Origin of the sequence: Roseateles sp., from assembly GCF_036486225.1 — a bacterium.
Taxonomy (GTDB): Bacteria; Pseudomonadota; Gammaproteobacteria; order Burkholderiales; family Burkholderiaceae_C; genus Roseateles.
On record NZ_DASVNZ010000273.1, the window covers coordinates 18,987 to 41,132 of the forward strand.

22 protein-coding genes are annotated in these 22,146 nt (G+C 70.6%); 12 read left to right on the plus strand and 10 right to left on the minus strand.

Annotated features, from left to right (window positions below; all coding sequences use genetic code 11):
* Positions 1 to 208 precede the first annotated feature (208 nt).
* Together VF536_RS18045 and VF536_RS18050 are read left to right on the plus strand one after the other, a co-directional pair.
* Complete coding sequence (locus tag VF536_RS18045; RefSeq protein WP_331616243.1) at positions 209 to 802, plus strand: sigma-70 family RNA polymerase sigma factor; 594 nt, start codon at positions 209 to 211, stop codon at positions 800 to 802.
* A complete protein-coding gene (locus VF536_RS18050; protein ID WP_331616244.1) occupies positions 802 to 1,515 on the plus strand; it encodes a ChrR family anti-sigma-E factor in 714 nt (237 codons plus the stop codon). Before VF536_RS18045 ends, VF536_RS18050 begins: the two co-directional genes overlap by 1 nt.
* On the opposite strand, the gene VF536_RS18055 is transcribed toward VF536_RS18050, so the two are convergent.
* From VF536_RS18055 to VF536_RS18070, 4 genes are read right to left on the minus strand one after another with little or no spacing between them, the layout of a single operon-like run.
* A complete protein-coding gene (locus tag VF536_RS18055) occupies positions 1,478 to 1,945 on the minus strand; it encodes a DUF2177 family protein (RefSeq protein WP_331616245.1) in 468 nt (155 codons plus the stop codon). The genes VF536_RS18050 and VF536_RS18055 overlap by 38 nt on opposite strands.
* A gap of 13 nt (positions 1,946 to 1,958) precedes the next feature.
* Positions 1,959 to 2,654: a DUF6134 family protein gene (locus VF536_RS18060; protein WP_331616246.1), complete on the minus strand. Its 696-nt coding sequence runs from the start codon at positions 2,652 to 2,654 to the stop codon at positions 1,959 to 1,961.
* A 29-nt stretch (positions 2,655 to 2,683) separates the two neighbouring features.
* Positions 2,684 to 3,499: a DUF1295 domain-containing protein gene (locus VF536_RS18065; RefSeq protein ID WP_331616247.1), complete on the minus strand. Its 816-nt coding sequence runs from the start codon at positions 3,497 to 3,499 to the stop codon at positions 2,684 to 2,686.
* Between the two features lie 10 nt (positions 3,500 to 3,509).
* Positions 3,510 to 4,571, minus strand: coding sequence for a cyclopropane-fatty-acyl-phospholipid synthase family protein (locus tag VF536_RS18070; RefSeq protein WP_331616248.1), 1,062 nt, complete (start codon positions 4,569 to 4,571; stop codon positions 3,510 to 3,512).
* Positions 4,572 to 4,777: 206 nt separating this feature from the next.
* Between VF536_RS18070 and VF536_RS18075 the strand changes: the two genes are divergently transcribed.
* Positions 4,778 to 5,176: a RidA family protein gene (locus tag VF536_RS18075; protein ID WP_331616249.1), complete on the plus strand. Its 399-nt coding sequence runs from the start codon at positions 4,778 to 4,780 to the stop codon at positions 5,174 to 5,176.
* 64 nt (positions 5,177 to 5,240) lie between these two features.
* Positions 5,241 to 5,735, plus strand: a complete 495-nt coding sequence (locus VF536_RS18080; protein ID WP_331616250.1) for a GNAT family N-acetyltransferase — start codon at positions 5,241 to 5,243, stop codon at positions 5,733 to 5,735.
* Between the two features lie 34 nt (positions 5,736 to 5,769).
* Here VF536_RS18080 and VF536_RS18085 read toward each other — a convergent pair whose 3' ends face one another.
* Complete coding sequence (locus VF536_RS18085; RefSeq protein WP_331616252.1) at positions 5,770 to 6,177, minus strand: VOC family protein; 408 nt, start codon at positions 6,175 to 6,177, stop codon at positions 5,770 to 5,772.
* Positions 6,178 to 6,231: 54 nt separating this feature from the next.
* Entirely contained in the window at positions 6,232 to 7,026 is a 795-nt protein-coding gene (locus VF536_RS18090) for an SDR family NAD(P)-dependent oxidoreductase (RefSeq protein ID WP_331616253.1), read from the minus strand.
* A gap of 148 nt (positions 7,027 to 7,174) precedes the next feature.
* On the opposite strand from VF536_RS18090, the gene VF536_RS18095 reads away from it, so the two are divergent.
* Both VF536_RS18095 and VF536_RS18100 read left to right on the plus strand, forming a co-directional pair.
* A complete protein-coding gene (locus VF536_RS18095; RefSeq protein ID WP_331616254.1) occupies positions 7,175 to 8,137 on the plus strand; it encodes an AraC family transcriptional regulator in 963 nt (320 codons plus the stop codon).
* Positions 8,134 to 9,324 (plus strand): serine hydrolase domain-containing protein, encoded by a 1,191-nt coding sequence (locus VF536_RS18100; RefSeq protein ID WP_331616255.1) that lies wholly within the window; start codon positions 8,134 to 8,136, stop codon positions 9,322 to 9,324. The genes VF536_RS18095 and VF536_RS18100 overlap by 4 nt, the downstream gene beginning before the upstream one ends.
* 24 nt (positions 9,325 to 9,348) lie before the next feature.
* On the opposite strand, the gene VF536_RS18105 is transcribed toward VF536_RS18100, so the two are convergent.
* Complete coding sequence (locus VF536_RS18105; RefSeq protein WP_331616256.1) at positions 9,349 to 10,284, minus strand: PEP-CTERM sorting domain-containing protein; 936 nt, start codon at positions 10,282 to 10,284, stop codon at positions 9,349 to 9,351.
* Between the two features lie 154 nt (positions 10,285 to 10,438).
* Between VF536_RS18105 and trhA the strand changes: the two genes are divergently transcribed.
* Positions 10,439 to 11,110, plus strand: a complete 672-nt coding sequence (gene trhA / locus VF536_RS18110; RefSeq protein ID WP_331616257.1) for a PAQR family membrane homeostasis protein TrhA — start codon at positions 10,439 to 10,441, stop codon at positions 11,108 to 11,110.
* A gap of 24 nt (positions 11,111 to 11,134) precedes the next feature.
* Here trhA and VF536_RS18115 read toward each other — a convergent pair whose 3' ends face one another.
* The 3 genes from VF536_RS18115 to VF536_RS18125 are packed head-to-tail and all read right to left on the minus strand — an operon-like array spanning position 11,135 to position 15,023.
* Positions 11,135 to 11,509 (minus strand): CapA family protein, encoded by a 375-nt coding sequence (locus tag VF536_RS18115; RefSeq protein WP_331616266.1) that lies wholly within the window; start codon positions 11,507 to 11,509, stop codon positions 11,135 to 11,137.
* The gene (locus VF536_RS18120) at positions 11,464 to 12,543 is read right to left on the minus strand and encodes a CapA family protein (protein WP_331616259.1); all 1,080 of its coding nucleotides are present in this window, start codon (positions 12,541 to 12,543) and stop codon (positions 11,464 to 11,466) included. The genes VF536_RS18115 and VF536_RS18120 overlap by 46 nt, the downstream gene beginning before the upstream one ends.
* Positions 12,540 to 15,023 carry a hypothetical protein gene (locus VF536_RS18125; protein ID WP_331616260.1) on the minus strand — a complete coding sequence of 828 codons (2,484 nt, stop codon included), beginning with the start codon at positions 15,021 to 15,023 and terminating at the stop codon, positions 12,540 to 12,542. The genes VF536_RS18120 and VF536_RS18125 overlap by 4 nt, the downstream gene beginning before the upstream one ends.
* 261 nt (positions 15,024 to 15,284) lie before the next feature.
* Here VF536_RS18125 and VF536_RS18130 point away from each other — a divergent pair, with 261 nt between their 5' ends.
* The 5 genes from VF536_RS18130 to VF536_RS18150 all read left to right on the plus strand — a co-directional run bounded on the left by VF536_RS18130 (position 15,285) and on the right by VF536_RS18150 (position 22,060).
* Entirely contained in the window at positions 15,285 to 16,166 is an 882-nt protein-coding gene (locus VF536_RS18130) for a hypothetical protein (protein ID WP_331616261.1), read from the plus strand.
* A gap of 109 nt (positions 16,167 to 16,275) precedes the next feature.
* On the plus strand, positions 16,276 to 16,830 hold the full coding sequence (locus VF536_RS18135) for an ECF-type sigma factor (RefSeq protein WP_331616262.1): 555 nt from the start codon (positions 16,276 to 16,278) through the stop codon (positions 16,828 to 16,830).
* Positions 16,831 to 16,857: 27 nt separating this feature from the next.
* Complete coding sequence (locus tag VF536_RS18140; RefSeq protein ID WP_331616263.1) at positions 16,858 to 19,830, plus strand: serine/threonine-protein kinase; 2,973 nt, start codon at positions 16,858 to 16,860, stop codon at positions 19,828 to 19,830.
* 82 nt (positions 19,831 to 19,912) lie between these two features.
* Entirely contained in the window at positions 19,913 to 20,644 is a 732-nt protein-coding gene (locus tag VF536_RS18145) for a hypothetical protein (RefSeq protein ID WP_331616264.1), read from the plus strand.
* 75 nt (positions 20,645 to 20,719) lie between these two features.
* Positions 20,720 to 22,060 carry a hypothetical protein gene (locus tag VF536_RS18150; RefSeq protein ID WP_331616265.1) on the plus strand — a complete coding sequence of 447 codons (1,341 nt, stop codon included), beginning with the start codon at positions 20,720 to 20,722 and terminating at the stop codon, positions 22,058 to 22,060.
* Positions 22,061 to 22,146: the final 86 nt, after the last annotated feature.

The window sequence follows — 22,146 nt, forward strand, 5'->3', positions numbered from 1 at the left end:
TTCGCCCGCATGGCGACCCGCGCCGAGTCGAGCGATGATCCGGCACGCCGTTCGCCGCGTAAGAGCGTCCATGGGCACCCTGCGACGCGACGAACTTCCCTCGGCCCCGGCCATCCAGCCGGGGGCCGCGTCCCTGTCCCTGTCCGTGCCGTTGAATGTCGGGGCGATCTCTGTGTCGACCGCCGTCTCCGCGCCGAAAGCCCGTCACTTGAAGATCGTCCCGATCGATCCCGACCGCAGCGCGCCGCCGTCCCCGCCCGGAGACGACTGGCCCGCGCTCATGCACCGCGTCGCGGACCTGCGGGACCGGGAGGCCTTCGGCCGGCTGTTCTCGCACTTCGCGCCCCGGGTGAAGAGCTACCTGATCCGCACCGGCAGCACCGACGGCGCCGCCGAGGACCTGGCGCAGGACGCGCTGGTGATGGTGTGGCGCAAGGCGGCGCTCTTCGATCCGGCGCAGGCGGCGGTGTCGACCTGGATCTTCACCATCGCGCGCCGGCTGCGCATCGACGCCGCGCGGCGCCATCAGCTGGACGGCGCCGGCGACGAGTGTTTCGAATTCGACCGGCTCGAAGCCGACCAGCCCGGCGTCGCCGAACACGCCGACGCGACGCGTCAGGCGCGCCGTGTGCGCGAGGCGCTCAACCAGCTCCCGCCCGAGCAGGCGCAGGTGCTGCGCCTGTCCTTCTACGACGACGAACCGCACGCCCGCATCGCGGCCGAGCTCGGCCTGCCGCTGGGCACCGTCAAGTCCAGGATCCGGCTGGCCGTGGCGCACCTGCGCCGGCTGATCGATCTGTGATGTCCCGATTCCTGCTGCCCTCCCCGACCATGCTGCCGCCCCTCGAGATCCGCCATCACCCCGCCGACGAGCTGCTGCTGTCGCTTGTCAGCGGCGCGTTGCCGATCGGCCTGCGGCTGGTGACGCAGACCCACCTGGAGCTCTGCCCGGCCTGCCGGGAGCGCGTGGCGATGCTGCGCGCGCTCGGCGGCGCGGTGCTCGATGAACAACCGGAGGCTCCGATGCGCGCGGACGCGCTGGCGCGGGCCTTCGGTCGCATCGATCAGCTCGAGCAGGCCGAACGGGCCGGTGGAACGCCGACGCCGCGCAAGGTCCCGGCGCCGCCGCCGCTGCCGGCCGGCGCGGTCTGGCCGAAGGCCCTGGCGGGCTGCAGCGCGACGCGCTGGCGCTGGCTGGGCCCCGGCATGCGCTGGAGCCGCGTGACCGTGCCGGACGCGCCCGAGGCCAACGTCTTCCTGCTGCGCATCGGCGCCGGCAAGTACCTGCCGCAGCACACGCACCGCGGCACCGAGCTGACGCAGATCATCTACGGCCGCTTCCACGACGGCCGGGCGCTGTTCGGGCCGGGGGATTTCGACCTCGCCGACGACGACGTCCACCATCAACCGGTGGTGCAGGACGGCAGCGAGTGCATCTGCGTGGCGGCCGTCGACGGCCGCCTGCATTTCGACGGGCTCATCGCCCGCTGGTTCGGATCGCTCGTCGGCATGTGACGGCGGTGAGCGCCGAGGCGACCGCGGCGGACACCCCGCTGACGGTCGTTCCCCACACGAGGTCGATGAACGTCACGTGCCAGGGCCAGTCGCGCAGCGTGGCCTGGTTGGTGAAGTCGTAGGTCGCATAGGCGAGGACGCCGAACAGCGCGCCGCGGCCGAGCGCGCCGACGACCGGCCGGCCCGACCGGGCCGGCGCCACCGCGAAGAACACCAGCCCGCCGACATACAGCGGATAGAACACCGCCACGGCGCGCCAGTCGATGGCCGGCGCCATCAGATGGCCGATGGCGGGTTGGTACAACGCGCCCGAGCTGAGGCTCAGCCAGACCGCGTCCATCGCCAGGAAAACGACGAGCGTCAGGACATAGGCCAGCGGCCAGCGCCAGGCCGGCGCGCGCGTGGGAATCGGGTCGTCGCGAAAGCTCATGAGGATCTCCGGATCAAGGCAGGCGATAGGTCAACGCGCGATCGCCCTTCACCTGCGCGTCGAGGCCGATCCAGCGCCCGTCCGCGCGATCGCGCCACAGTGTGAGCACCTGACGGGCCGACGCGGGCTTGCCGGACGATGTCGATGTCGATGTCGATGTCGACGTAGCCGTCGACGTGATGCGCCACCGCGATGCATCGACGTCCCGCCCGCCAACCGGGATCGATGCATCGGGCAGGCGCTCGATGCGGACCTCGTCCATCTCACCGGTCTGGGGATTCAGCAATCGCTGCTGACGGATCAACGCCGGATGCCAGTACGCGTAGCTCATGAAGCAGGTCGACTCGCCGGCGGTGCCGGTCGCGGTGGAAGCAGCCAGCGCTGCGGGATCCAGGCGACGGTCGACCTGGACAGGCTTCCCATCGTCATCGGTGCTGCTGCGGATCTCCTGCAGGCAATCGCCGCGCCAGCGCTCGCGCGCCTCGTGGCGGTAGCGGAAAACCGTGATGCCGAGCAGCTTGACGTCGAACGCCGCGGTGCTCGTGACCACGCGCGCCTCGGCCGGCCCATCGACGATGAAGCGATGCGTGCCGATCGGCTTGCCGTCCAGGCGCACGTCGAAGTTCCAGCTGTCGGCCCTCGCCGTTGCTGCGAGCCCGAGACTGCAGATGGCCACCAGACTGACGAAGGCCGCGACGCGGGCGGCCATGGGAAAAGATCGCGGCGACGAGGCCGCGTTCATCGCGCCGCCCCGCGCTTCGGTGGCCACGGGATGAAGGCGCTCGTGCGGGCGATGTAGTCGCGATACGCGGGACGACGTTCGCCGATGTCCTGCTCCAGCAGCGTGACGCCGGAGACCTTCAACAGCAGGATCGTCATCAGCAGCGGCGAGACCAGTGTCCATGCGCCTGCCCATCCGCCGGCGGCCAGCCCCATCACGCCGAGGCCCCACCAGACGCAGGTTTCGCCGAAGTAGTTGGGATGGCGCGAGTACCGCCACAGGCCGGCGTCCATCACTTGACCGCGGTTGGCGGGATCGCGTCGGAACCGCGCGAGCTGCGCGTCGGCGATCGTCTCGATCAGCAGCCCGCCCACCGCGAGCGCGGCACCGAAGCCATCCCACGCGCCCCAAGGCGCCCGCTCCGACGCGGTGGCCACCAGCATCGGCCAGCCGACGATCCACCCGAGCACCGCCTGCAGCAGGAACACGAGCCACAGGCTCTTGAGCGCGAAGTGCGGCTGGTTGCGCGCGCGGATCGCCTGATAACGACGGTCCTCGCCATGGCCCCAGTTGCGGACCGTGACGTAGAGGCCGAGCCGCAGCGCCCACGCGAGCGTGATCGCCAGCATGACGAACGCGCGCGCATCGCCGCCGGCCTGCCACACGTAGCACGCGACCGGTACGGCGATGAACGCCGACCAGACGCGATCGGCGAGGCTCGCATCGCGCAGCGGGATGCTCGCGAGCCAGGTGGGCACCGCGATCGCGACGGCGATCAGCAGGCCGGTGAGCGCCAGCGCGGGCGTGGCGGGGAGCGCGTCGAGGAAGGCCATGGGGACGGCCTCAACGCCGCGGCGCGAAGAGGTAGTGGCTGACCCACCACTGCTGCCCGCGGTCGTAGCCGAAGAGTTCCTCGACGGACAGCAGGAAGAGGCGCCAGCGCTGCCACCACATCGGCGCGTCGGCGACGCCGTAGACGGACTCGAAGACCGGCCACAGCGCGGCGCGATGCGCGTCGAAGCGTTCCAGCCAGGCGGCGGCGGTGCGCGCGTAATGGCGCCCGTCCCAGCGCCAGCGCTGCAGCAGCGCGAGGTCGTCCTGGCACAGCAGCGCGAGGTCGTCGCTGGGCATCATGCCGCCGGAGAAGAAGTGCTGGCTCATCCAGTCGGTGGCGTCGCGGACCTCGAAGGCGTAAGGCGCCTCGCGGTGGGCGAAGACGTGCATGAAGAAGCGGCCGTCGTCGCGCAGCCATCCGGCGACCTTGCGGAACGCGCGCGGCCAGTTGCGCAGGTGCTCGAACATCTCGACCGACACGACGCGGTCGAAGCGGCGGTCGAGGCTGCCGTCCTCGCCGAACGCGTTGAAGTCGCAGGTCAGCACGCGCAGGTTGCGCAGTCCGCGCGCCTGGGCCTGGCCCTCGATGAAGGCGCGTTGCGACGCGGAGTTGGACACGGCCAGGATCTGCGCCGCGGGGAAACGTGCCGCCATCCACAGGCTCAGCGAGCCCCAGCCGCAACCGAGTTCGAGGATGGTCTGCCCGTCGGCGAGCCCGGCGCGCGCGACGGTCGCTTCGAGCGCCGCTTCCTCGGCGGCTTCGAGCGTGTCGACGCCCTCCGGCCACCAGCAGCAGCTGTACTTGCGCTGCGGGCCGAGCATGGCCTCGAACAGCGAAGCGGGCAGCTCGTAATGCTGCTCGTTGGCCTTCTCGGTCTGCACGGCCAGCGGCGCGGCGCGCAGAGACGCCAGGAAGGCCTGCGTCAACGCGGCGGCGGTTTCGTATTCGTGGTGATGCGATTCGTCGAGGCGCTGGCGCAGCAGGCGGCGGATGCCCAGCCGCACGGCGGCCTCTGGCAGCAGGCCGCGTTCGGCGAGCCGGACGGCAATCGAGGAGATATCGAGATCCATGGAGACGCCCGGAAGCGGAGGACGCTCCCTATACGCAGGGAGAGGCGATCTGGATCTCCGGGCGTCGCCGCGATGGTCTGCGTGCCCTGCCACGCCTTCCATTGTTTGGCATCCCCAAACAGTGATTGTGCGAACCGCCTGTTTATCGGCGACCGTCGAATTCCTACAGTGACTGCATCTGCAATCACCCTGAAGGAATGCCTTTCATGACCACCCGCGACGTCGTCTCCCCGCCCGACCGCCACGCCCTCTACGAGTTGCACCGCTACTCGCCCGCCATCCGGTCCAACGGCCTGCTCTTCGTCTCGGGCCAGGTCGGCAGCCGGTCCGACGGCTCTCCCGAACCGGACCTCGATGCCCAGGTACGTCTTGCCTTCAAGAACCTCAATGCCATCCTTGCGGAAGCCGGCTGCAGCTTCGCCGACGTCATCGACGTGACGGTGTTCATGGTGGACCCGCACACGCGTTTCGAGCGCGCCTGGGAAGTGGCCGCCGAGTTCTGGGGCGAGGCGCCCTACCCGACCGCCACCGCCATCGGCGTCACCTGGCTGGCGGGTTTCCAGTTCGAGATCAAGGTCATCGCGAAGCTGCCGGAAGCGGGCTGAGGCGGACTGCGGCCGCTTCCAGCTGAGGGACACTGAGGTCACGTCTGAATCCGCAGAGTCCCCGATGACCAGTCCCGCGCGACGCCTCGCCCGATCCGAAGACCTCGAACCAGTCTTCGCGATCTACTCGCATCCCCAGGTCGTTCCCTACCTGACCTACGAGCCGATGGACCTCGCGTCCTTCGTGCCGATCTTCGAGGAACTCGTGCGCAGCGGCGCCTTCTGGATCTGGGAAGTGGACGGCGAGATCGCCGGCTTCTACCGGGCGACGCGTTATCCCGGCCGCGTGAACCACGTGCTCCTGCTGGGCACGCTGGCCGTCGATCCTCGCCGCCACGGCCGGGGCGTCGGCCACGCCATGATCGACGACGCCCTGCGCCACTTCCGCGACGCCGGCATCCGCCGCGTCGAGCTCTACGCCGAGACCGACAACGCCCAGGCGCTGGCCTTCTACCAGCGGCTCGGCTTCGTGGTGGAAGGAACGCTCCGCGACTTCTACAAGCGCGCCGATCAGGCGCACTACGTCGACGAGCACGTGCTGGGGCTGCTGCTGGTCTGATCCGGCGCGCGGCGGACCTGCCGCGTCCGTTGGATCACGAACCGTTCGGATGCTGCCAAGGCTTGTAGACGAACTCCAGGCTGTGGCCGTCGGGGTCCAACACGTTGGCCGCGTAGTAGCGCGGGTCGTAGTGAAGGCGCGCACCGGGGGCGCCGTTGTCGGTCGCGCCGGCCGCCATCGCCGCGGCGTAGGCGGCATCGACGGCGGTGCGACTGTCGGCAACGAAACCGACGTGGGTCGACTGAGCGTTCGCCGTGCCCTGGCGCAGCCAGAAGAACATGCGCCCGTGGGCGCCGAAGCCCTTCAAATCGGGATGGCCCGGCGGGCCCTTGCGCCCGTCGTAGTCGAGGCGGTCGACGATGCCCAGCGGCGCGAGGCTCGCGGTGTAGAAACGGACGGCGCGATCGGTGTCGCTCACGGACAGGAAGACATGGTCCAGCACAGGGCCTCCAGGAAGGAATCGGACGGGGAACGGAATGTACGTGGCGATCGCACGTCAGACGACGTAGCCGCCCGAGACCTCGATGTCCTGCGCGTTGATCCACCCGCCGTCTTCGCTCAGCAGCGAGGCGATCACGCGTGCGACCTCTTCCGGCTCGCCCACGCGGCCCAGCGCTGTCTGGGACGACAGCAGCGCCTCGAACTCGTCGTTCAGGCCGCCGCCCAGCTCGGTCCGGATCGCGCCGGGCGACACCGAGTTGGCGCGGATGCCCTGCTCGCCGAACTCCTTGGCCATGTAGCGCGTGAGCACCTGCAGGCCCGCCTTGAACGCCGCGTAGGGCGCCACGCCGGCGGTCGCGACGCGCGTCGTGGCGCTGGTCAGGTTGACGATGCTCGCGCCCTTGCGCAGCAGCGGAAGCAGGGTCTGCGTCAGGAAGAACGGGCCCTTGAGGTGCACCTTGAGGAGGCCGTCGAACTGGGCCTGCGTGACGCCGGCGATCGGCTGGAACAGGCCGTAGCCGGCGTTGTTCACCAGGCCTGCCAGATGCGTCGTTTCCCAGACGGTCGCAAGCGCCTGTTCCACCTCGGCGCGGAAAGCGCCGAAGGCCTCGACGGCGGCGACGTCCAGGCGAAGCGCGACGGCCTTGCCTCCCCGGTCAGCGATGTCGCGCACCAGCGCGTGCGCCGCATCGGGACTGGCGTTGTAGGTGAGGATCACGCCGAACCCGCGGCGCGCCGCCTCCCGGGCCGTGCTCGCGCCGATGCCGCGGCTGCCGCCGGTGATGACGACGACGTCGCCGGTGGTGACGATGGTGTCGGCGGTGGTGGCGGCGCGGGTGTTGTTGCTCATGCTCATTCCAGGTTCCAGAAGTTCAGTGGACGGGGTGACTGAACGATAGAAAAATGGCCGTCGCCTGTCGCAACGGTTCCTGCCTCATTCCTGCCCAATCCTGCTTTCCGGCTTGCGCCACGACGTAGAGGCAGGGTCCAATGCCGCCATGCAGCAGCCACTCGACGAGCTCCGGTCCCTGGCCGGCCGGGCGCGGAACCGCCCGACGGAAACGGGCATCCCGCGCGTCTTCATGGTCCAGGGCCGCATTCCCGAGCACGAGCTGGCGGCCGTCTACGACCCGATGGTCAACCTCATCCTCACGGGAGGAAAGACCCTGGTGGTGGGCGATCAGGCGCTGGACTACGACCCGGCCACCTATTTCGTCATGTCGGTGGACCTGCCCGCGGCCGGAACGGTGAGGCCGGCGGCTGACGGCTCGCCCTACCTGGCCGTCGCCCTGACACTCGACGCGGGCGTGCTGACGGACCTGCTCTCCGACCTGCCCGATCCTGCCGCTGCCGCGAGCGACCCACGTGCGTTCTCGATCGCGGCGGTGACGCCCGAGCTGCTCGACGCCTGGGTGCGCATGCTGCGGCTGATGGACCACCCCGGCGACATTCCCGCGCTCGCGCCCGCCTTCGAGCGCGAGATCCTCTACCGCGTGCTGCAGGGCCCCATGGGCTGGATGCTGCGCGACGTCGCCACGCCGGACACGGCACTGGCCCGCATCAACCGCGTCATCCAGCGCATCCGCCGCGAGTTCGACCAGCCGCTCGCGATGGAGGATCTCGCCGAGCACGCCGCGATGAGCGTCTCCGCCTTCCATCGGCACTTCAAGGCGGTCACCGCGCTGAGTCCGCTGCAGTACCAGAAGCAGCTGCGCCTGCTGCAGGCGCGCAAGCTGCTGGTCGCCACGGGCGGGAACGTCACCTCGGTCGCGCACGAGGTGGGATACGAAAGTCCGACGCAGTTCAGCCGCGAGTACGGGCGCGCGTTCGGAATGCCGCCCGCCAAGGACGCGTTGCGAATCATGGCGGCGATCCAAGTCCGCACGGGGTCAGGTGTTGATGCCGGGGAAGGACGCGGCGGCCTTTACAGTCCCCGCTTCAACGCCGGGAAACCCAGATGACGGATCGCCCCTTCGACGCCCTCCACGCCGCCTTGCGCGCCGAGGTCGACCAGCAGTTCCTGCCCAACGTGGCGACCGCGCTGCTGCGCGGGCGCACGGTGGTGGATCGCTTCTGCTACGGCGAAGCGGACCGCGAGGCCGGCATCGCGCTGCGGGAGGATCATCTCTTCCGGATGTTCTCCAGCACCAAGCTGATCACGGCCTGCGCCGTGCTCCTGCTCGTGGAACAGGGGCGGCTCGGCCTGGACGATCCCGTCGACCGTCATCTTCCCGAGCTCGCCAACCGCCGCGTCCTGCGCCCCGGCGCGCGCGACCTGTCGGACACCGAGCCCGCCCGCACCCCGATCACCGCGCGCCACCTGCTGACGCACACCTCGGGCCTCACCTACGGCGTCTTCGATCCCGGCTCGCCGATGTTCGACGCCTACAACCGCGCCCGCGTCCTCGACCACCGCCGCGACCTGGCCGGCATGATGACGGCGCTGGCCGACCTGCCGCTGATCTTCCATCCCGGAACGCAGTGGGAGTACTCGGTGTCCATGGACGTGCTGGGGCGCCTGGTGGAGGTAGTGAGCGGCGAGCGCTTCGGCCAGTTCCTGGCGCGGCACATCTTCGAGCCGCTCGGCATGGTGGACACGGACTTCTGGGTGCCGCCTTCGAAGCGCGACCGCTTGACGGTGCTCTACGAGGGCGCGGACTTCAACGACCCCGACAAGCCCGGCCTGCCGCGCGTCGACGACAAACCTTATCCCGGCGCCTATGTCCAGCGCGCGCCGCTGGAGTCCGGCGGCGGCGGACTCGTGAGCACCCTGGACGACTCCATCCGCCTGATCCAGAGCCTGATCCCCGGCGGTCCGACACTGCTCAAACCCGCCACGCTGGACATGATGTTCAGCAACCAGCTCGCGCCAGGGCTGCACGTGCGCTTCGACGACGCGCCGCAGACGCCGGGCCGGCTGTTCGGACTGGGCTCCGCGGTGCGCGCCTTCGCCGATCGGGGCGAGCCCGCCGAGGCGGCCGGGGAAGTCGGCTGGGGCGGCCTCGCGGGCACGCTGTGGTGGATCAATCCGCGCCTGAACGTCGCAGCGGTGTTGCTGACGCAGCGCTACTTCGGCTACGCGCATCCGTATGGATTGAGGTTCAAGCGGAAGGCGTATGAAGCACTGATGACGGCGTCCCCGCGATGAGCGCGCTTGCCTCACTCGATTCGTCTACTTGCTGACGGACCGCCGACGTCGCACGTATCCCCCGGCGATCAACGCCAACGCGCCAAGCCCCATCAACACGATGCTCGCCGGCTCCGGCACCACGGCGATCGCATACGAGCGCGTGTAATCGAAGCCGCTGTCGGCGCTGAGCGCGTACGCGACGCTGTCGCCATCGGCCGTCGTGACCGAGCGGATGCCACCCCAGTAGGCGTTGACGTCGACGTGCCCGCCTCCGGACAGCCCGCCCTCGATGGTCGGCGATGACAGCGTCGTGCGCATGTCAAAGCTCAATTGGGCGGCCTGACCCGACACGACATCGGCGGTGACCTCGTACCAGCCGAAGCCCGAATCGCCGCCGCCCAGCGGCCGGTCGCCATACAGGTAGGGCGAGGTCGTGCCGTCGCCGTTCGCGTAGGCCCCGGTGAACATCCGGGTCCCGCTGCCGTTGAGGCCCTGCGCCAGCTGCCAGCTCCAGAATCCGTTCGTGGTGTCGTAGCGGGTGGAGCCTCCCGCGTCCTGCGCCAGCGAGGCGCTGCCCACCACCTGGATGCGATAGGTCACCTTCAACGCCTGTCCCGCGACGCCGCTGTCGAAGGTGAGCGCGTCCGACAGGCTCACGCTCGCGAATGTCGCGGCGTAGACCTGGGAGCCCGCATAGGACGCGGCGCTGGCGGCCTGGATCGTGCCCGGCCCGATGAAGCTCCGGCCGGAGGCCCAGGCCCTGTACGGCGCGCCCGTGTTGCTGTCCACGCCCGCTGCCGTGACGGTGGAAGTGACGAGCCCGACGCCGTCGACGTCCTTGGACTCGCGCTGGTCGGCCACCGTGGTGATGACCACGCCGCCCGGCGTGAAGGGCTGCACCGGCGTCTGCGCCATGGCGCCGTGAGCCATGGCGGCCATGACAGTCATGAGGACGGCGAGGATTCCGATCGGCTTCATGTGAGCGCTCCCTGGTTGTCGGAACGTCCACGATAGGAAGCGGGTGCGCCGCGTCCTGTCACCGCTTCGCGGTGCCAGTGGGGATACGCCCGGGTGCGCAGCTTGCCGGCGGCCCGCCGCGTCGGTGCGATGCCGCACGCAGTAGCATCGGGTCATGACTCAACGCACCATCCCCGCCGATCGTCCCCAGACCCTGGGCGAAGAGATCGCCAATGCCATCAGCCACGGGCTGGGCGCGCTGCTGGCCATCGCCGCCCTGCCCATCCTCGTCATCCGCGCGATGAATCACGGCGAGGCCGCGGACGTCGCGGCCGCCGCCATCTTCGCCTCCACCGGCATCCTGCTGTACGGCATCTCCACGCTGTACCACGCGCTGCCCGCGAAGCTGGCCAACGGCCGCCTGAAGGCCTGGCTGATGCGCCTGGACCACGCCGCCATCTACGTCTTCATCGCCGGCAGCTACACGCCCTTCACGCTGGGCGTGCTGCACTCGGGGCCGGGCGTGACGCTGCTGATCGCCGTCTGGGCCGCGGCCGCCTTCGGCGTCACGATCAAGCTGCTGAACCGGCTGCGCCATCCGCTGGTGTCGACGGCGCTCTACCTCGCCATGGGCTGGGTGGTGGTTTTCGCCATCGGGCCGCTGATCGAGCGCACCCCGGGGCCGGGTCTTGCGCTGCTGGTGGCGGGCGGCCTGAGCTACACGCTGGGCGCGGTCGTCTTCCTGCTCGACAACAAGCTGCGCTACGCTCACTTCGTCTGGCACCTGTTCGTGCTGGGCGGCAGCGTCTGCCACTTCTTCGCGGCGCTGTTCTACGCCTACGGCTGAGTGCGCCCGGCGGCGAGCCTCCGTTCAAGGCGCTGCCGCCACCCGCCCCGGATGCGGCCGCCCGGCCGCATCGATGTGAACCTCCTGCAGCTGCCAGTCCTTCACGCCTTCAGCGGTGACCGTCATCCACAAGATCGATCCGGTGTTGTTGTCCGCATCCTTGAAGCCGTCGAAGACGAAATTGCCCAGGCTGTAGATCACCGGCTTGCCGTCGATGATCTCCGTGTCCTGACGGATGTGCGGATGCGTGCCGACGACCGCGTCCGCGCCGGCCCGGATCATCAGCCGGGCGAGCGCGCGCTGGCGGGCGTGCGAGGTCTCGCTGTGCTCCTCGCCCCAGTGCATGAAGGGGATCACCACGTCGGCCTGCGCTCTCGCCGCATCGATGTCGGCGACGATCTGCTCCTCGTCCGCCCAGCGATGCCGGGACTGTCGGGGCCGGCCTCGAACTGGCGGGGGAACATCTCGTTGTAGCCCAGCAAGGCGATGCGCAAGCCCTGGCGCTCGAGGATGACGGGCCGATGCGCCGAGCGCAGATCGGCCCCGCCGCCGAAGTGCGGCAGACCGGCGCGATCCAACCGCGTCAACATCTGCGCGAAGGCCGCCGGGCCGAAATCGCCCGAATGATTGTTGGCCAACGAGACCGCGTCCACGTGACGCCGCAGCACGTCCAGCACGCGCGGATGCGCCCGGAAGGTCCACGGCTTGTCGACCTGGCTGCCGCCGGTGGCGATCACGCATTCGAGGTTGGCGATGCGCAGGTCCGCGCCCTTCATCGTCCCCATGACGGCCGCGAAAGGATCGCGGCCGTTGGCGATCACGCGACCCGGGCCGTCCGCCAGCATCACGTCGCCCATCCACGCCACGCGCACCGCAGCCGTGCTCGGCGCGGGCCGCGCCACGCGGGACAACGGCTGGGCCGGCAGTGCGTCATCGCCGGTGGCGTCTGCGCGGTCCCAACCCTCCGGCGTCGCGCCCGGTCGCACCAGGGCGCAGCCCCAGGCCAGTTCCCGCCCGAGGCCCGGCAGATAGGCCCGTTGCCAGCCTGAGACCGTCGGCCGCCATCGCGCCTCCTGCCCGAGGACTTCCTGACTCGCCGTCGTCCACCGACTCTGCGAGAGCACGATGCCTCGTCCTTCGCCGCTACGTCCCAGCACCGTGACGACGACGCGGTCGATCATCTCCACACCCGACGTGCTTCCCGACGCGCCCGCCAACGCGACAGCGCGCAGCTCGAAGCTCTCGCCCACGAGGACCTTCGACGTCGCCAGCGGATCGATGCCCGCCGACACGCGAAGCGTGGCGGTCGTGCCGCTGGTGCGCATGCTGCAGAGCAGTTCGGCCGGTGCGGCCGACTGCGCGAATGTCGCGTGGCTCGATGCCAAGCCGGCAGACACGGAGAGACCGACCAGCCAGCGGTACCGGACGCTCACGGCAGCGTCGCCCGGATCAACTGATGCTCCGACATCAGCACCAGCTGCTTGATCCCGACCGCGGTAAACGCCCAGCCGCTGTCGCCGCCCAGGCGCGGATCGCTGCCGAAGGTGAGCCGGGCTCCCAGCGGGACCAGCACCGTCATCGCGCCGGTGGCCGGATCCAGGCTCGCCAGGTCGCCGCCCTCGGAGATCACATAGACGTTCCCCGCGGGGTCCACGGTCAGCCGCCGGACCTTCGCGGGCAGCGAGCTGACGGTCCCGTCTGGCGCGATGCGACGGACCGTGGGCGTCTCGTTCCTGCCGCCGTCCAGCAGCCACAGCGAGCCGTCCGGCGCCAGGGACAGGTCCAGCGGCATCGTGAACCGCGCCGTCGCGCGCGCGCCGTCGATCGCGGCCTTCTGGCCCATCACGCCGGCATAGGTGGTGACGTTGCCGGCCGGGTCGATCCGGCGGATGGCGTAGTTCATCGAATCCGACGCGAACAGATCGCCGTTGGCCGCGCGGGCAAGACCTGTCACGTTGGTGAAGCGCGCGGTCGTCCCGAGGCCATCCACCGCACCCTGCCCTTGCCCCGATGAATCGCCGAAGACCGAGGGCGTGCCCGCGATCGTCCGCACGGTGTTGGTCGCATCGACGGCGCGGATCGTCGACACGTCGGAGAAGTAGATCACCCCGGCCGGATCAACCACGATCGCCTGGCTCGCGTTCAACACGTCGGCAGCGCTGCCGGTGCCGTCGAAGCTGCCGACGCCGAGGAGCCCGGCGATGGGCGAGACGGCACCGCCGGGCGCGATGCGGCGCAGCGACGCGATCGAGCCGACGACCAGGCTGCCGTCGGGCGCGCCTGCGACGGCGACCGCGCGGCTGAAGTGACTGAGCCCGTCGGTGAGGGCGTCCTCGGGGAACCAGGCGAACGGCAGCTGTGCAAGCACGCCGGTGCCCGCCGTCGTGCCGTTGAAGCCGAACGGATACGCGGCGGCCAGCGTGGTGACCACGCCGCTCGCGTCGATCCGGCGAACCGCCCCCAGGAAGAGGTTGGTTTCCGTGAGCATCAAGCCGCCGTCCGCGGTCGGCGTCAGACCGCCCCCGTTGAGCGCCGACTCGATGGTGGCGGCCCCCTTCGGGCCGTCCCTCGGCACGGTCGCGCCGGCCGTTCCCGCCAGCGTCGTGACCACGGCGGTGGCGGTGTCGATCGTGCGCACCAGGCCGGCGCTGTCACGCACGTACAGCGTGTTCCCGGAAACGGCCATCTGCTGGGGAGCCACGATGATCGCCCCCGTGCCCGTGCCGTCCATCGTCGGAGACACCGTCCCGCTGCCGCTGCCGGCCAGGGTCTGGACGGCCCCCGCGGCGTTGCCGTTGCGCAGGATGCGGCGGATGCGTCCGTCTTCGCTGGACACATAGACCGTGCCGTCGCTTCCGACCGCGAGGCCGGACGGGTAGAAGAACTTCGCCGCGCCGGCGGCGCCGTCGAAGTAACCGGCCAGGCCCGCCGAGCCGGCATAGGTGCTCACGACCCCGGCGGTCGTGACGCGGCGGATCAGATGGTTGCTGCGATCCGCGACGTACAGATCCCCGTCAGGACCGACGGCGATGGCGCTGGGCAGGTAGAACCGTGCCGCGGTGCCGGTCCCGTCGGCGCTGCCGAACTGACCCGCGGCGCCCGCGATCGTGGTCACCGTGCCACCGGTGTCGATGCGGCGGATCACGTAGCCGAACCGTTCGGTGACATAGAGAATGCCGGCGGCGTCGACCGTGATGCCGTACGGGACGTTGAACTTCGCGACGGCGCCCTGGCCGTCCACCGTGGTGCCTGACATGTCGGCGACCGAGCCGGCGATCGGGGTGATCGACTGCAGGTCCGCCGACAGGCGCAGCACCGCGTTACCGGACACGAAGGCGTAACTGCCCGAGCGCTCCCGCACGATGCCGCGAGAGAACGCGATCGGCGCCTGATGGCGCAGGCCGGTCACCGCGATCGGCGCCAGCACGCTGACTGCGGGACTGGTCACGGTCAGCGTGGCCGTCGCGCTGGTGGTCGCGCTCTCGCCGCCGCAGTCGAGCGCGGCGCGGAACTTCGCGCCGTTGTCAGCGATCGCGCTGGTGAACGCGTAGCTCGGCGTCGTCGCCGAGGGGATGGCGGTGAAGGCGCCGTCGGCGCCAGCGTTGCGCTGCCACTGGATGTTGAGCGTGCCGCTGCTGCACGTCGCCGCGACGACGAAAGTCGCCTGCGCGCCCGCGACCACCGCGGCATCGGTGGGCTGCTGGGTGACGGTCAGCACAGGCGGCGTGACGACCGGCGGGGTCACGACAGGCGGTGTGACGGGCGGCGTCACCACGGGTGGCGCCGTCGGCGCCGCGCCATCGGGAGACGCCAGATCGTTGCCGCCCCCGCACGCGACCAGGAGGACACACAGCACGGCGACGAGGACGGCCTGCAGCCGCCGCTCCACCGGGAACCAGTCAACACTGAACATGGCAACTCCGCAATGACGGGAAGGGGGGCGCCGCGTCGTCACACCGTCAAGCCTTCAAACGGTCACCGACGCAGCGCCTGCTCCCTCACTGAACGAAGTTCCGGACATGAGCCGGACATGAGCCGGACACGCGAAGGACACCGGCGAGCGATTTCCTTGTCCCTTGCTTGAGGTTCCCGCGCGCTGTCCATCCCCGATCGCCCATCTCGTTCACCTGGGCAGGACGACGTGATTTCTCCCGTCGTCCCCAAGGGGAGCGCGATGGACGAGTTGTTCAAGGGCTTGCTGACCGCAGGCACGGTGATGCTGGTGATGGCGGCGGCACGGCACGGCGGGCGCCGGGTGGCAGGTCTTGTCGCCGCGTTGCCGACGATCACGGCGCCGACGCTGGCCTGGCTGGCGTACGACGAAGGGATGGGCTTCGCGATCAGCGCCGCGATCGGCAGCGTCGCGGCCTGCGCGATGCTGGCGGTCTTCGCGCTGGGGTACGCGCGCGCCGCCCGCTACCGCGGCGGCGCCGTCGCGCTGGCCTGCGGGGTGGGCGGCGCGCTGGCCATGGCGCTGCCTGCGAAGGCGGCCAGCGCCGACCTGGGCACCGCGCTGATGCTGGCGCTCGGCAGCTGCGCGGTCACCTTCGCCGCGATGCCCCGGCTCGGTGCGGAGATCGTGTCGCGCCAGCGGCCCGACCCGCGGTCTTGCCCCCAGCCCGAGGGCTCGACGTGGTGCTCACCCTGGTTCGTCGCGACGACGGCCGGCGCGCTCACCGCGATCGCGACCCTCCTCGGCCCTGCCCTGGGCGGCTTCGCCTGCGGGCTGCTGTCCTCGCTGCCGCTGATCACCGGTCCGGTCGCCATGGCGGAGCACGCCAACGGCGGGCACCGCGCCGCCGCGCACTTCCTGCGCGGCTATGTCGGCGGACTCTTCGGCAAGGCGGCCTTCGGCACCTTGTTCGTCCTGCTCGCGCCCCGCACGGGCGCCGTGGCGGCGCTGTCGCTCGCCTGCGCCTGCGCGTGCCTGCTGTCCACCGTACGGTTACGGTTGCCGTCGCTCAGCCCCGCCTGGTGGTCATTGAAACCGGGGCAACAGATGGCCCCGCTGCGACTGCTGCGACCGATGACCCGCGCCTCGCGCCGGGCGGAGTGACACGAGATGACACAAGCCTGTCAGGACTTGGGGACGCCCGGCGGCACGGACCGCTCGGAGCGCGCGCTACCATCGCCGTCACCAACCTCGTTTTGGACGGAAGCACGGCATGGGGGAAGTGACGCAGTTGATCGGACGGGCGCGCGACGGCGACCGCGACGCCTTCGACAGGATCTTCGAGCTGCTCTATCCCGAGCTCCGGCAGGTGGCGCACCGGCGTCTCTCGCGCGGGTCCGGCGACGACCTGATGGCGACGACAGCCCTGGTCAACGAGTGCTACCTCAAGTTCCTCCAGCGCGAGTCGCTGACGCCCTCCGACCGTGCGCACTTCCTGGCCTACGCGGCCACGGTGATGCGATCGATCATCGTGGACGCGGCACGCCTGGCGAAGACGGACCGCCGCGGCGGCGACGCCCAGCAGGTCACGTTCGACTCCGAGCTCATCGGCGCCCTGCCCGCGGCATCCGACGAGATCCTCGCGGTGCATGCGGCGCTGGAGGACCTGGCCCGCGTCGACGAGCGGCTGGGCCGCGTGGTCGAGATGCGTTACTTCGGCGGTCTCGAGGACGAGGAGATCGCCGAGGCGCTGGGCCTGTCCTCGCGCACCGTGCGCCGCGACTGGGACAAGGCGCGGCTGCTGCTGGCCCACGCGCTGCGGGACTGACGCCGCCGTCGCGGGTCGGATGAGCACATGACGACCCTCTCGAAACTCGAAGGCGACTGGCCCGCGATCAGCGCCCTGCTGGACGAGGCGCTCAACCTCTCGCCCACCTCGCGCAAGGCCTGGCTCGAAGGCCTGATCGGCGAACACGCCGTGCATCGCGAGACGCTGCGCGCGCTCCTCGCGCACCAGGCCGAGGTGGAGACCGACGACTTCCTCGACACCCTGCCGCGGCTGTTCCCGGCGGAAGGGCCGGCCGACCAGGCCGGGCCGTTCGACGGCGTCGTCGCGGGCAGCAGCGTCGGCGCCTACCGGCTGATCACCGAGATCGGCCGCGGCGGCATGGGCACGGTGTGGCTCGCCGAGCGGGCGGACGGTCTCGTGAACCGGCGCATCGCGCTCAAGCTGCCGCGCATCGTCTGGGGCGACAGCCTCGCCGAGCGGCTCGCGCGGGAACGGCAGATCCTGAGCACGCTCGAGCACGAGCACATCGCCCGGCTGTACGACGCCGGCGTCGACGGGCACGGCCGACCATTCCTGGCGATGGAGCATGTGGACGGCATACCCATCGATGCCTACTGCCGCAGCCACGCGCTGCCGGTGCGCGAGCGGGTCGTGCTGCTGCTGCAGGTGATGGCGGCGGTGGGGCATGCGCACTCGCGGCTCGTCGTGCACCGCGACCTGAAGCCGAGCAACATCCTGGTGACGCCGCAGGGCCAGGTGAAGCTGCTGGACTTCGGCATCGCCAAGCTGCTCGAAGGCGACAGCACGGCGCGCACCGCGCTGACCGAGCTCTCGGGCCGCGCGCTGACGCTGGACTACGCGAGCCCCGAGCAGATCCGCGGCGACCCGCTGGGGACGCCCAGCGACGTCTACAGCCTGGGCGTGGTGGCCTACGAGGTGCTGGCGGGTGTGCGTCCGTATCGCTTGAAGCGGGGCAGCGCGGCCGAGCTGGAAGAAGTGATCGAAGCCGCGGAAGTGCCGATGGCCAGTAGCATCGCCCTCGCCATCGGCCCCGGCGAGACCGATCCCGCCGCGGATCGGGCGCTGCGCCGGCAACTGCGAGGCGACCTCGATGCGATCCTGAACCACGCGTTGAAGAAGTCGCCCGCCGAGCGGTATCCGACGATGGATGCCTTCGCGCAGGACCTACGCCGCTGGCTGGACGGCGAGCCGGTCCAGGCGAGGCCCGACGGCTGGGCGTATCGCATGGCCAAGCTGGTCCGGCGCCACCGGCTGCCGGTGGCGGCGGGCGCCGTCGCCACGCTGGCGCTGCTGGGCGGCGCTTCGGTCGCGTTGTGGCAGGCACATCAGGCCGGGCTGCAGACACAACGCGCGCAGGCCGAGGCGGCCACGGCGCGCGCCGTGCAGGGCTTCCTGGAAGGCGTGTTCCGCGTGAACACCGCCGACCAGGCCGACCCGGCGAAGGCGCGCGACACGACCGCGCGCGAGCTGCTGGACCGCGGCGCGGAGCGCATCAACGCCGAACTCAAGGACGCGCCCGCCGCGCGGTTGCGGCTGCTGACGGTGCTGGCCTCGATGTACCAGGACCTGGGCTTGTACGCGCGCGAGGTCGATCTGCAGCGCCAGCGCCTGGGCGTGGCGCGCGAGTTGCACGGCTCCGCCAGCGACGAGGCGGTGCGGGCGATGGCGGCGCTGGCCAACGCCCTGGCCCAGGACAGCAAGCGCGATGAAGCCGCGGCGCAGTTGAAGGACGCCACGGCCCTGCTGGATGCGCGGCAGGACAACAGCTCGCCGACGCGATTGCAGGTGGAGATCGGCCAGGCCTCGCTGAACCGACGCGCGGAACCGGTGCTGGCGATGGCCTTCGCCGAACGCGCCTTGACGATCGCCCGCCGCGGCGACTCCAACGCCGACCTGCTGCTGGTGCTGCACATCCTGGGCGATGCGGCCTTGTATGACCGGTCGTTCGAGCGCGCGCGCGCGGCCTACGCGGAAGCCGTCCAGCTCTGCGAAGCGCATCCGCCGCTGGGCGCCGGCGAGCTGTCGCTGCTCTACGAATTCCTCGGGCATTCGCAGCGTGCGCTGGGCCGGTACGCCGAGGCCGAGACCAGCATGCGCAAGGGCATGGAGGCGGAGGTCGCGCGCAACGCCAACGCGGTGCGCGTGGCGGAGACGCAGACGCACCTCGCGATCTTCCTCAACCTGGGCGGGCGCTTCCGCGACAGCCTGACGGCGCTGGCGCCGGCATGGCGCTGGAGCGAGACCGCGCCGGCCGACCTCCCGCAGCGCCGCTGGGTCCGCATGTGGCAGGCGCGCGCGCTGGCGAACTACGGTCATACGCAAGCCGCGCTGGCCGTCAGCAGCGACGACGTGGTGGTGCTGGGCAAACCTCATCCGGTGGACGGCATGGACGAGCAGGTGCTGACGGACCGGGCCGTTGCGTTGACGAGCCTCGGTCGATTGGCCGAGGCCCAGACCTTGCTGGAGCGCCAGCGACAGGCCACCCCTGCCGGCAAGCCGCCGGGCAGGCTCTACAGCCTGGCGCTGCGGCGCTGGCAGGTGCAAAGCGGTCAGGCGCGCGAGGCGCTGGCCGGGCTGCAGGCGCAACGCGCCGCGAGGAAGGTGCCGCCCGCCCCCACCCCGAGCGAGCCCGTGACGGAGCAGGCCGAGTCCGCGTGGCTCGAACTGAACGCGGGCCATCTCGACGTGGCAGAAGCGCAGGCGCGGCAGGCGCTCGCCGCCATCGACCGCGGCGGGAATGCCGACTACCAGCGGGACAACCAGGCCCTCGCCACGCTGGTGCTGGGTCAGGCCTTGCTGCAGCAGCGCAAGGCGGAGGCGGCATTGCCGCTGCTGCAGGAGGCCGTGCGCCTGCACCGGCTGCTCTACGACCCGGCGCTGAGCCCCGAGGTGGCGCAAGCGCTCAGCGCGCTGGCCCAGGCCCAGCGCGCGCTGCGCAACGACGCCGAGGCTGACCGCCTGCTTGAACAGGTCCGCACGCTCCGCGCGGCCCAGCGCAAGCCCGTCCAGTCGCCGTGATGACGCGCGGCGATGTCCGCTTTGGAGTCGGGATCTCGTAATCAGGGATAGGCGGATGACGGCATCCGCGGCGGAGATCCCGATGAGTTTTCCGATCCCGTGGTCCGGCGGCGGCCAGACGGCAGCGCCAGCGTCGACGCCAATGCCGATGCCAACGGCAGCGCAGACGCAGACAGCCACCGCGTTCCGCTGGCGCCCTCTGCCCTGCGGCGTGGCGACCTCGGCGGCCTACATCGCGCTGTATGGGCTGTCCAACCAGCTGACCAGTCTGCGCACCGATGTCGGCGCGGGCGTGTTCGCGTGGGAACGCGCCATTCCCTTCGTGGGCTGGACGGTGGTGCCCTACTTGTCGATCTGCGTCTTCTTCGCGCTGTCCTTCTTCATCGACGCGGACGCCGGGCGGCTGCGCCGCCATGTGCAGCGGCTGCTCATCGTGCTGGTGGTGTCGGTGCTCTGCTATGCGGCGTTCCCGCTGCGCTTCACCTTCGAGCGGCCGCCGACGGAGGGCCTGATCGGGCTCATGTTCGAGGTGCTCGGGCATTGCGACATGCCCTACAACCGCGCGCCGTCGCTGCACATCGGCGTGCTGGTGCTGCTGTGGGCGCGCTTCGCGCCGGTGCTGCGCGGCGCGTGGGCGGTGGGCCTGCATGCGTGGTTCGCGCTGATCGGGGTGTCGGTGCTGACGACGTATCAGCACCATGTGCTGGATGTGCCGGCGGGGGCGGCGCTAGGGGTGGCAGCGATCGTGCTCACGGCGGGCTCGCGAGGCCCGGCGATCGGCGCGATGTCCAGGGCGCGTCCTCAATCGAGATGATTTCCTTTGGGCGGCCACCTCTCAGAATCCGCCAGATCACGAGGGTACGAACGAAAAGAAGAATGGGAGGACGTCATGTGCCTGTCTGAACGTCGGCGAAAGACCGGCCACGTGGGGATACCCTCGCTGGCCGCTGCCTGCCTGGTCCTGACGACCGGCTGCACGATCCTGCAACCCGTGCAGACGCCGCAGGCGGACCGGCGCTTCCCGCTGAGCGGCGACGCCGGCAAGGGCACGACGCCGTGCACGCCGATCAATCCCGCCACGCCGGGTGAATGCCAACCCCTCGAGGAGGACATCGATGCCTTCCACGGCGGTCTGGGCCGTGCGCTCTGGGAAACGGACCTGCGTCGCCGCGAGCTGATCGGCCATGCCGCGGAGCACACCAACATCAACTCCGCCTACAACGCCCTGCTCTGGCCCCTGGGCGCCTACTTCATCGAGAAGAAGATCCGCAGGCCGAGCTGGAGCGCCCTGGACGTGGCGGCCATCGCCACCGCCTCCTATGGCTTCCTGAGTTCGGGCATCCCGGACCGCGACCAGCTGTACGTGAAGACGGCCGCGCGCATGGCCTGCTCGATGGCCCTGTTCGACGCGGACCTCTACAAGAAGACCGAGATCACCCCGGACCGGCGTCGCCGTGCCGGCGTCGGCGACACCCTCGTCGAGCGGCTGGACACCCTCGACCAGGCCGCCATGGATTTCGGCGCGAGGCGCGACGAGGTGCTGGTCGGACTGAAGCTGGCCACGCAGAAGACCGCCCCAGCCGGTCGGACCGAGGCCGACAAGCGGCGCCTCGACGCCCTGGGCCTGACCCGCGCCGCCAAGGCGCAGAAGGACCCGAGCAAGGACTTCGCCTTCGAGACCGAGGGGCTGCTCGTCCGCGCGCAGGATCAGCTCGGCACGGGGCGCAAGCTCAAGCAGCAGCTCGACGACGCCGGCTCGCGCCTGCGCCGCCAGCGCATCGCCATCGAGTCGGCGCTGACCCGGGAACTCAACGAGCGCACGCCCGCGCTGCAGCAGCCCAGCGCGGTGGCGACCCAGATCGCCCAGGCCTTCGAGGCGGGCATGACATCGGAGCGCAAGCTCGCGGATCGCATCAAGAAGGAGTCCGGCACAGCGCGCGGTGAAGACTGGTTGCCCACGCAGGCCAACCTCGCCGACCTGGACGACGCGTCCCGCAAGGACATGATCGCCTTCTGGACCACCGAGCGCGTGGCGCTGAAGCAGGCCATGGCCGCCCTCGCGGCATGGAGCGCCCGCCACGACGAGCGCCTGCGCCTGGCCCGGGCCGACGCCAGCAGCGTGGGTTGCTCGGACGGCGATCTCGCGGAGTTCGCCAAGTCGCTCAGCAAGGCCGCCGAAGGCGCCGGCGCGAGCACCCCGACGCCGCCCAAGCCGGACGCCGCCAAATGAGCCCGGCCCCTACGCGCCGCTCGGCCGCCTGGCGGCAGTTCGCCCTCGCCAGCGAGATCCTGGCGCGGCGCTGGCACGGCCTGCCC

Excerpts from the sequence above, each read along its gene's own strand:
- VF536_RS18130 (WP_331616261.1), top strand. The coding sequence starts at position 15,285 with ATGGACGAGTTGTTCAAGGGCTTGCTGACCGCAGGCACGGTGATGCTG.
- VF536_RS18070 (WP_331616248.1), bottom strand. The coding sequence starts at position 4,571 with ATGGATCTCGATATCTCCTCGATTGCCGTCCGGCTCGCCGAACGCGGC.
- VF536_RS18065 (WP_331616247.1), bottom strand. The coding sequence starts at position 3,499 with ATGGCCTTCCTCGACGCGCTCCCCGCCACGCCCGCGCTGGCGCTCACC.
- VF536_RS18050 (WP_331616244.1), top strand. The coding sequence starts at position 802 with ATGTCCCGATTCCTGCTGCCCTCCCCGACCATGCTGCCGCCCCTCGAG.
- VF536_RS18055 (WP_331616245.1), bottom strand. The coding sequence starts at position 1,945 with ATGAGCTTTCGCGACGACCCGATTCCCACGCGCGCGCCGGCCTGGCGC.
- VF536_RS18080 (WP_331616250.1), top strand. The coding sequence starts at position 5,241 with ATGACCAGTCCCGCGCGACGCCTCGCCCGATCCGAAGACCTCGAACCA.
- VF536_RS18145 (WP_331616264.1), top strand. The coding sequence starts at position 19,913 with ATGAGTTTTCCGATCCCGTGGTCCGGCGGCGGCCAGACGGCAGCGCCA.
- trhA (WP_331616257.1), top strand. The coding sequence starts at position 10,439 with ATGACTCAACGCACCATCCCCGCCGATCGTCCCCAGACCCTGGGCGAA.
- VF536_RS18060 (WP_331616246.1), bottom strand. The coding sequence starts at position 2,654 with ATGGCCGCCCGCGTCGCGGCCTTCGTCAGTCTGGTGGCCATCTGCAGT.
- VF536_RS18075 (WP_331616249.1), top strand. The coding sequence starts at position 4,778 with ATGACCACCCGCGACGTCGTCTCCCCGCCCGACCGCCACGCCCTCTAC.
- VF536_RS18125 (WP_331616260.1), bottom strand. The coding sequence starts at position 15,023 with ATGTTCAGTGTTGACTGGTTCCCGGTGGAGCGGCGGCTGCAGGCCGTC.
- VF536_RS18140 (WP_331616263.1), top strand. The coding sequence starts at position 16,858 with ATGACGACCCTCTCGAAACTCGAAGGCGACTGGCCCGCGATCAGCGCC.
- VF536_RS18100 (WP_331616255.1), top strand. The coding sequence starts at position 8,134 with ATGACGGATCGCCCCTTCGACGCCCTCCACGCCGCCTTGCGCGCCGAG.
- VF536_RS18135 (WP_331616262.1), top strand. The coding sequence starts at position 16,276 with ATGGGGGAAGTGACGCAGTTGATCGGACGGGCGCGCGACGGCGACCGC.
- VF536_RS18095 (WP_331616254.1), top strand. The coding sequence starts at position 7,175 with ATGCAGCAGCCACTCGACGAGCTCCGGTCCCTGGCCGGCCGGGCGCGG.
- VF536_RS18090 (WP_331616253.1), bottom strand. The coding sequence starts at position 7,026 with ATGAGCAACAACACCCGCGCCGCCACCACCGCCGACACCATCGTCACC.
- VF536_RS18105 (WP_331616256.1), bottom strand. The coding sequence starts at position 10,284 with ATGAAGCCGATCGGAATCCTCGCCGTCCTCATGACTGTCATGGCCGCC.
- VF536_RS18150 (WP_331616265.1), top strand. The coding sequence starts at position 20,720 with ATGTGCCTGTCTGAACGTCGGCGAAAGACCGGCCACGTGGGGATACCC.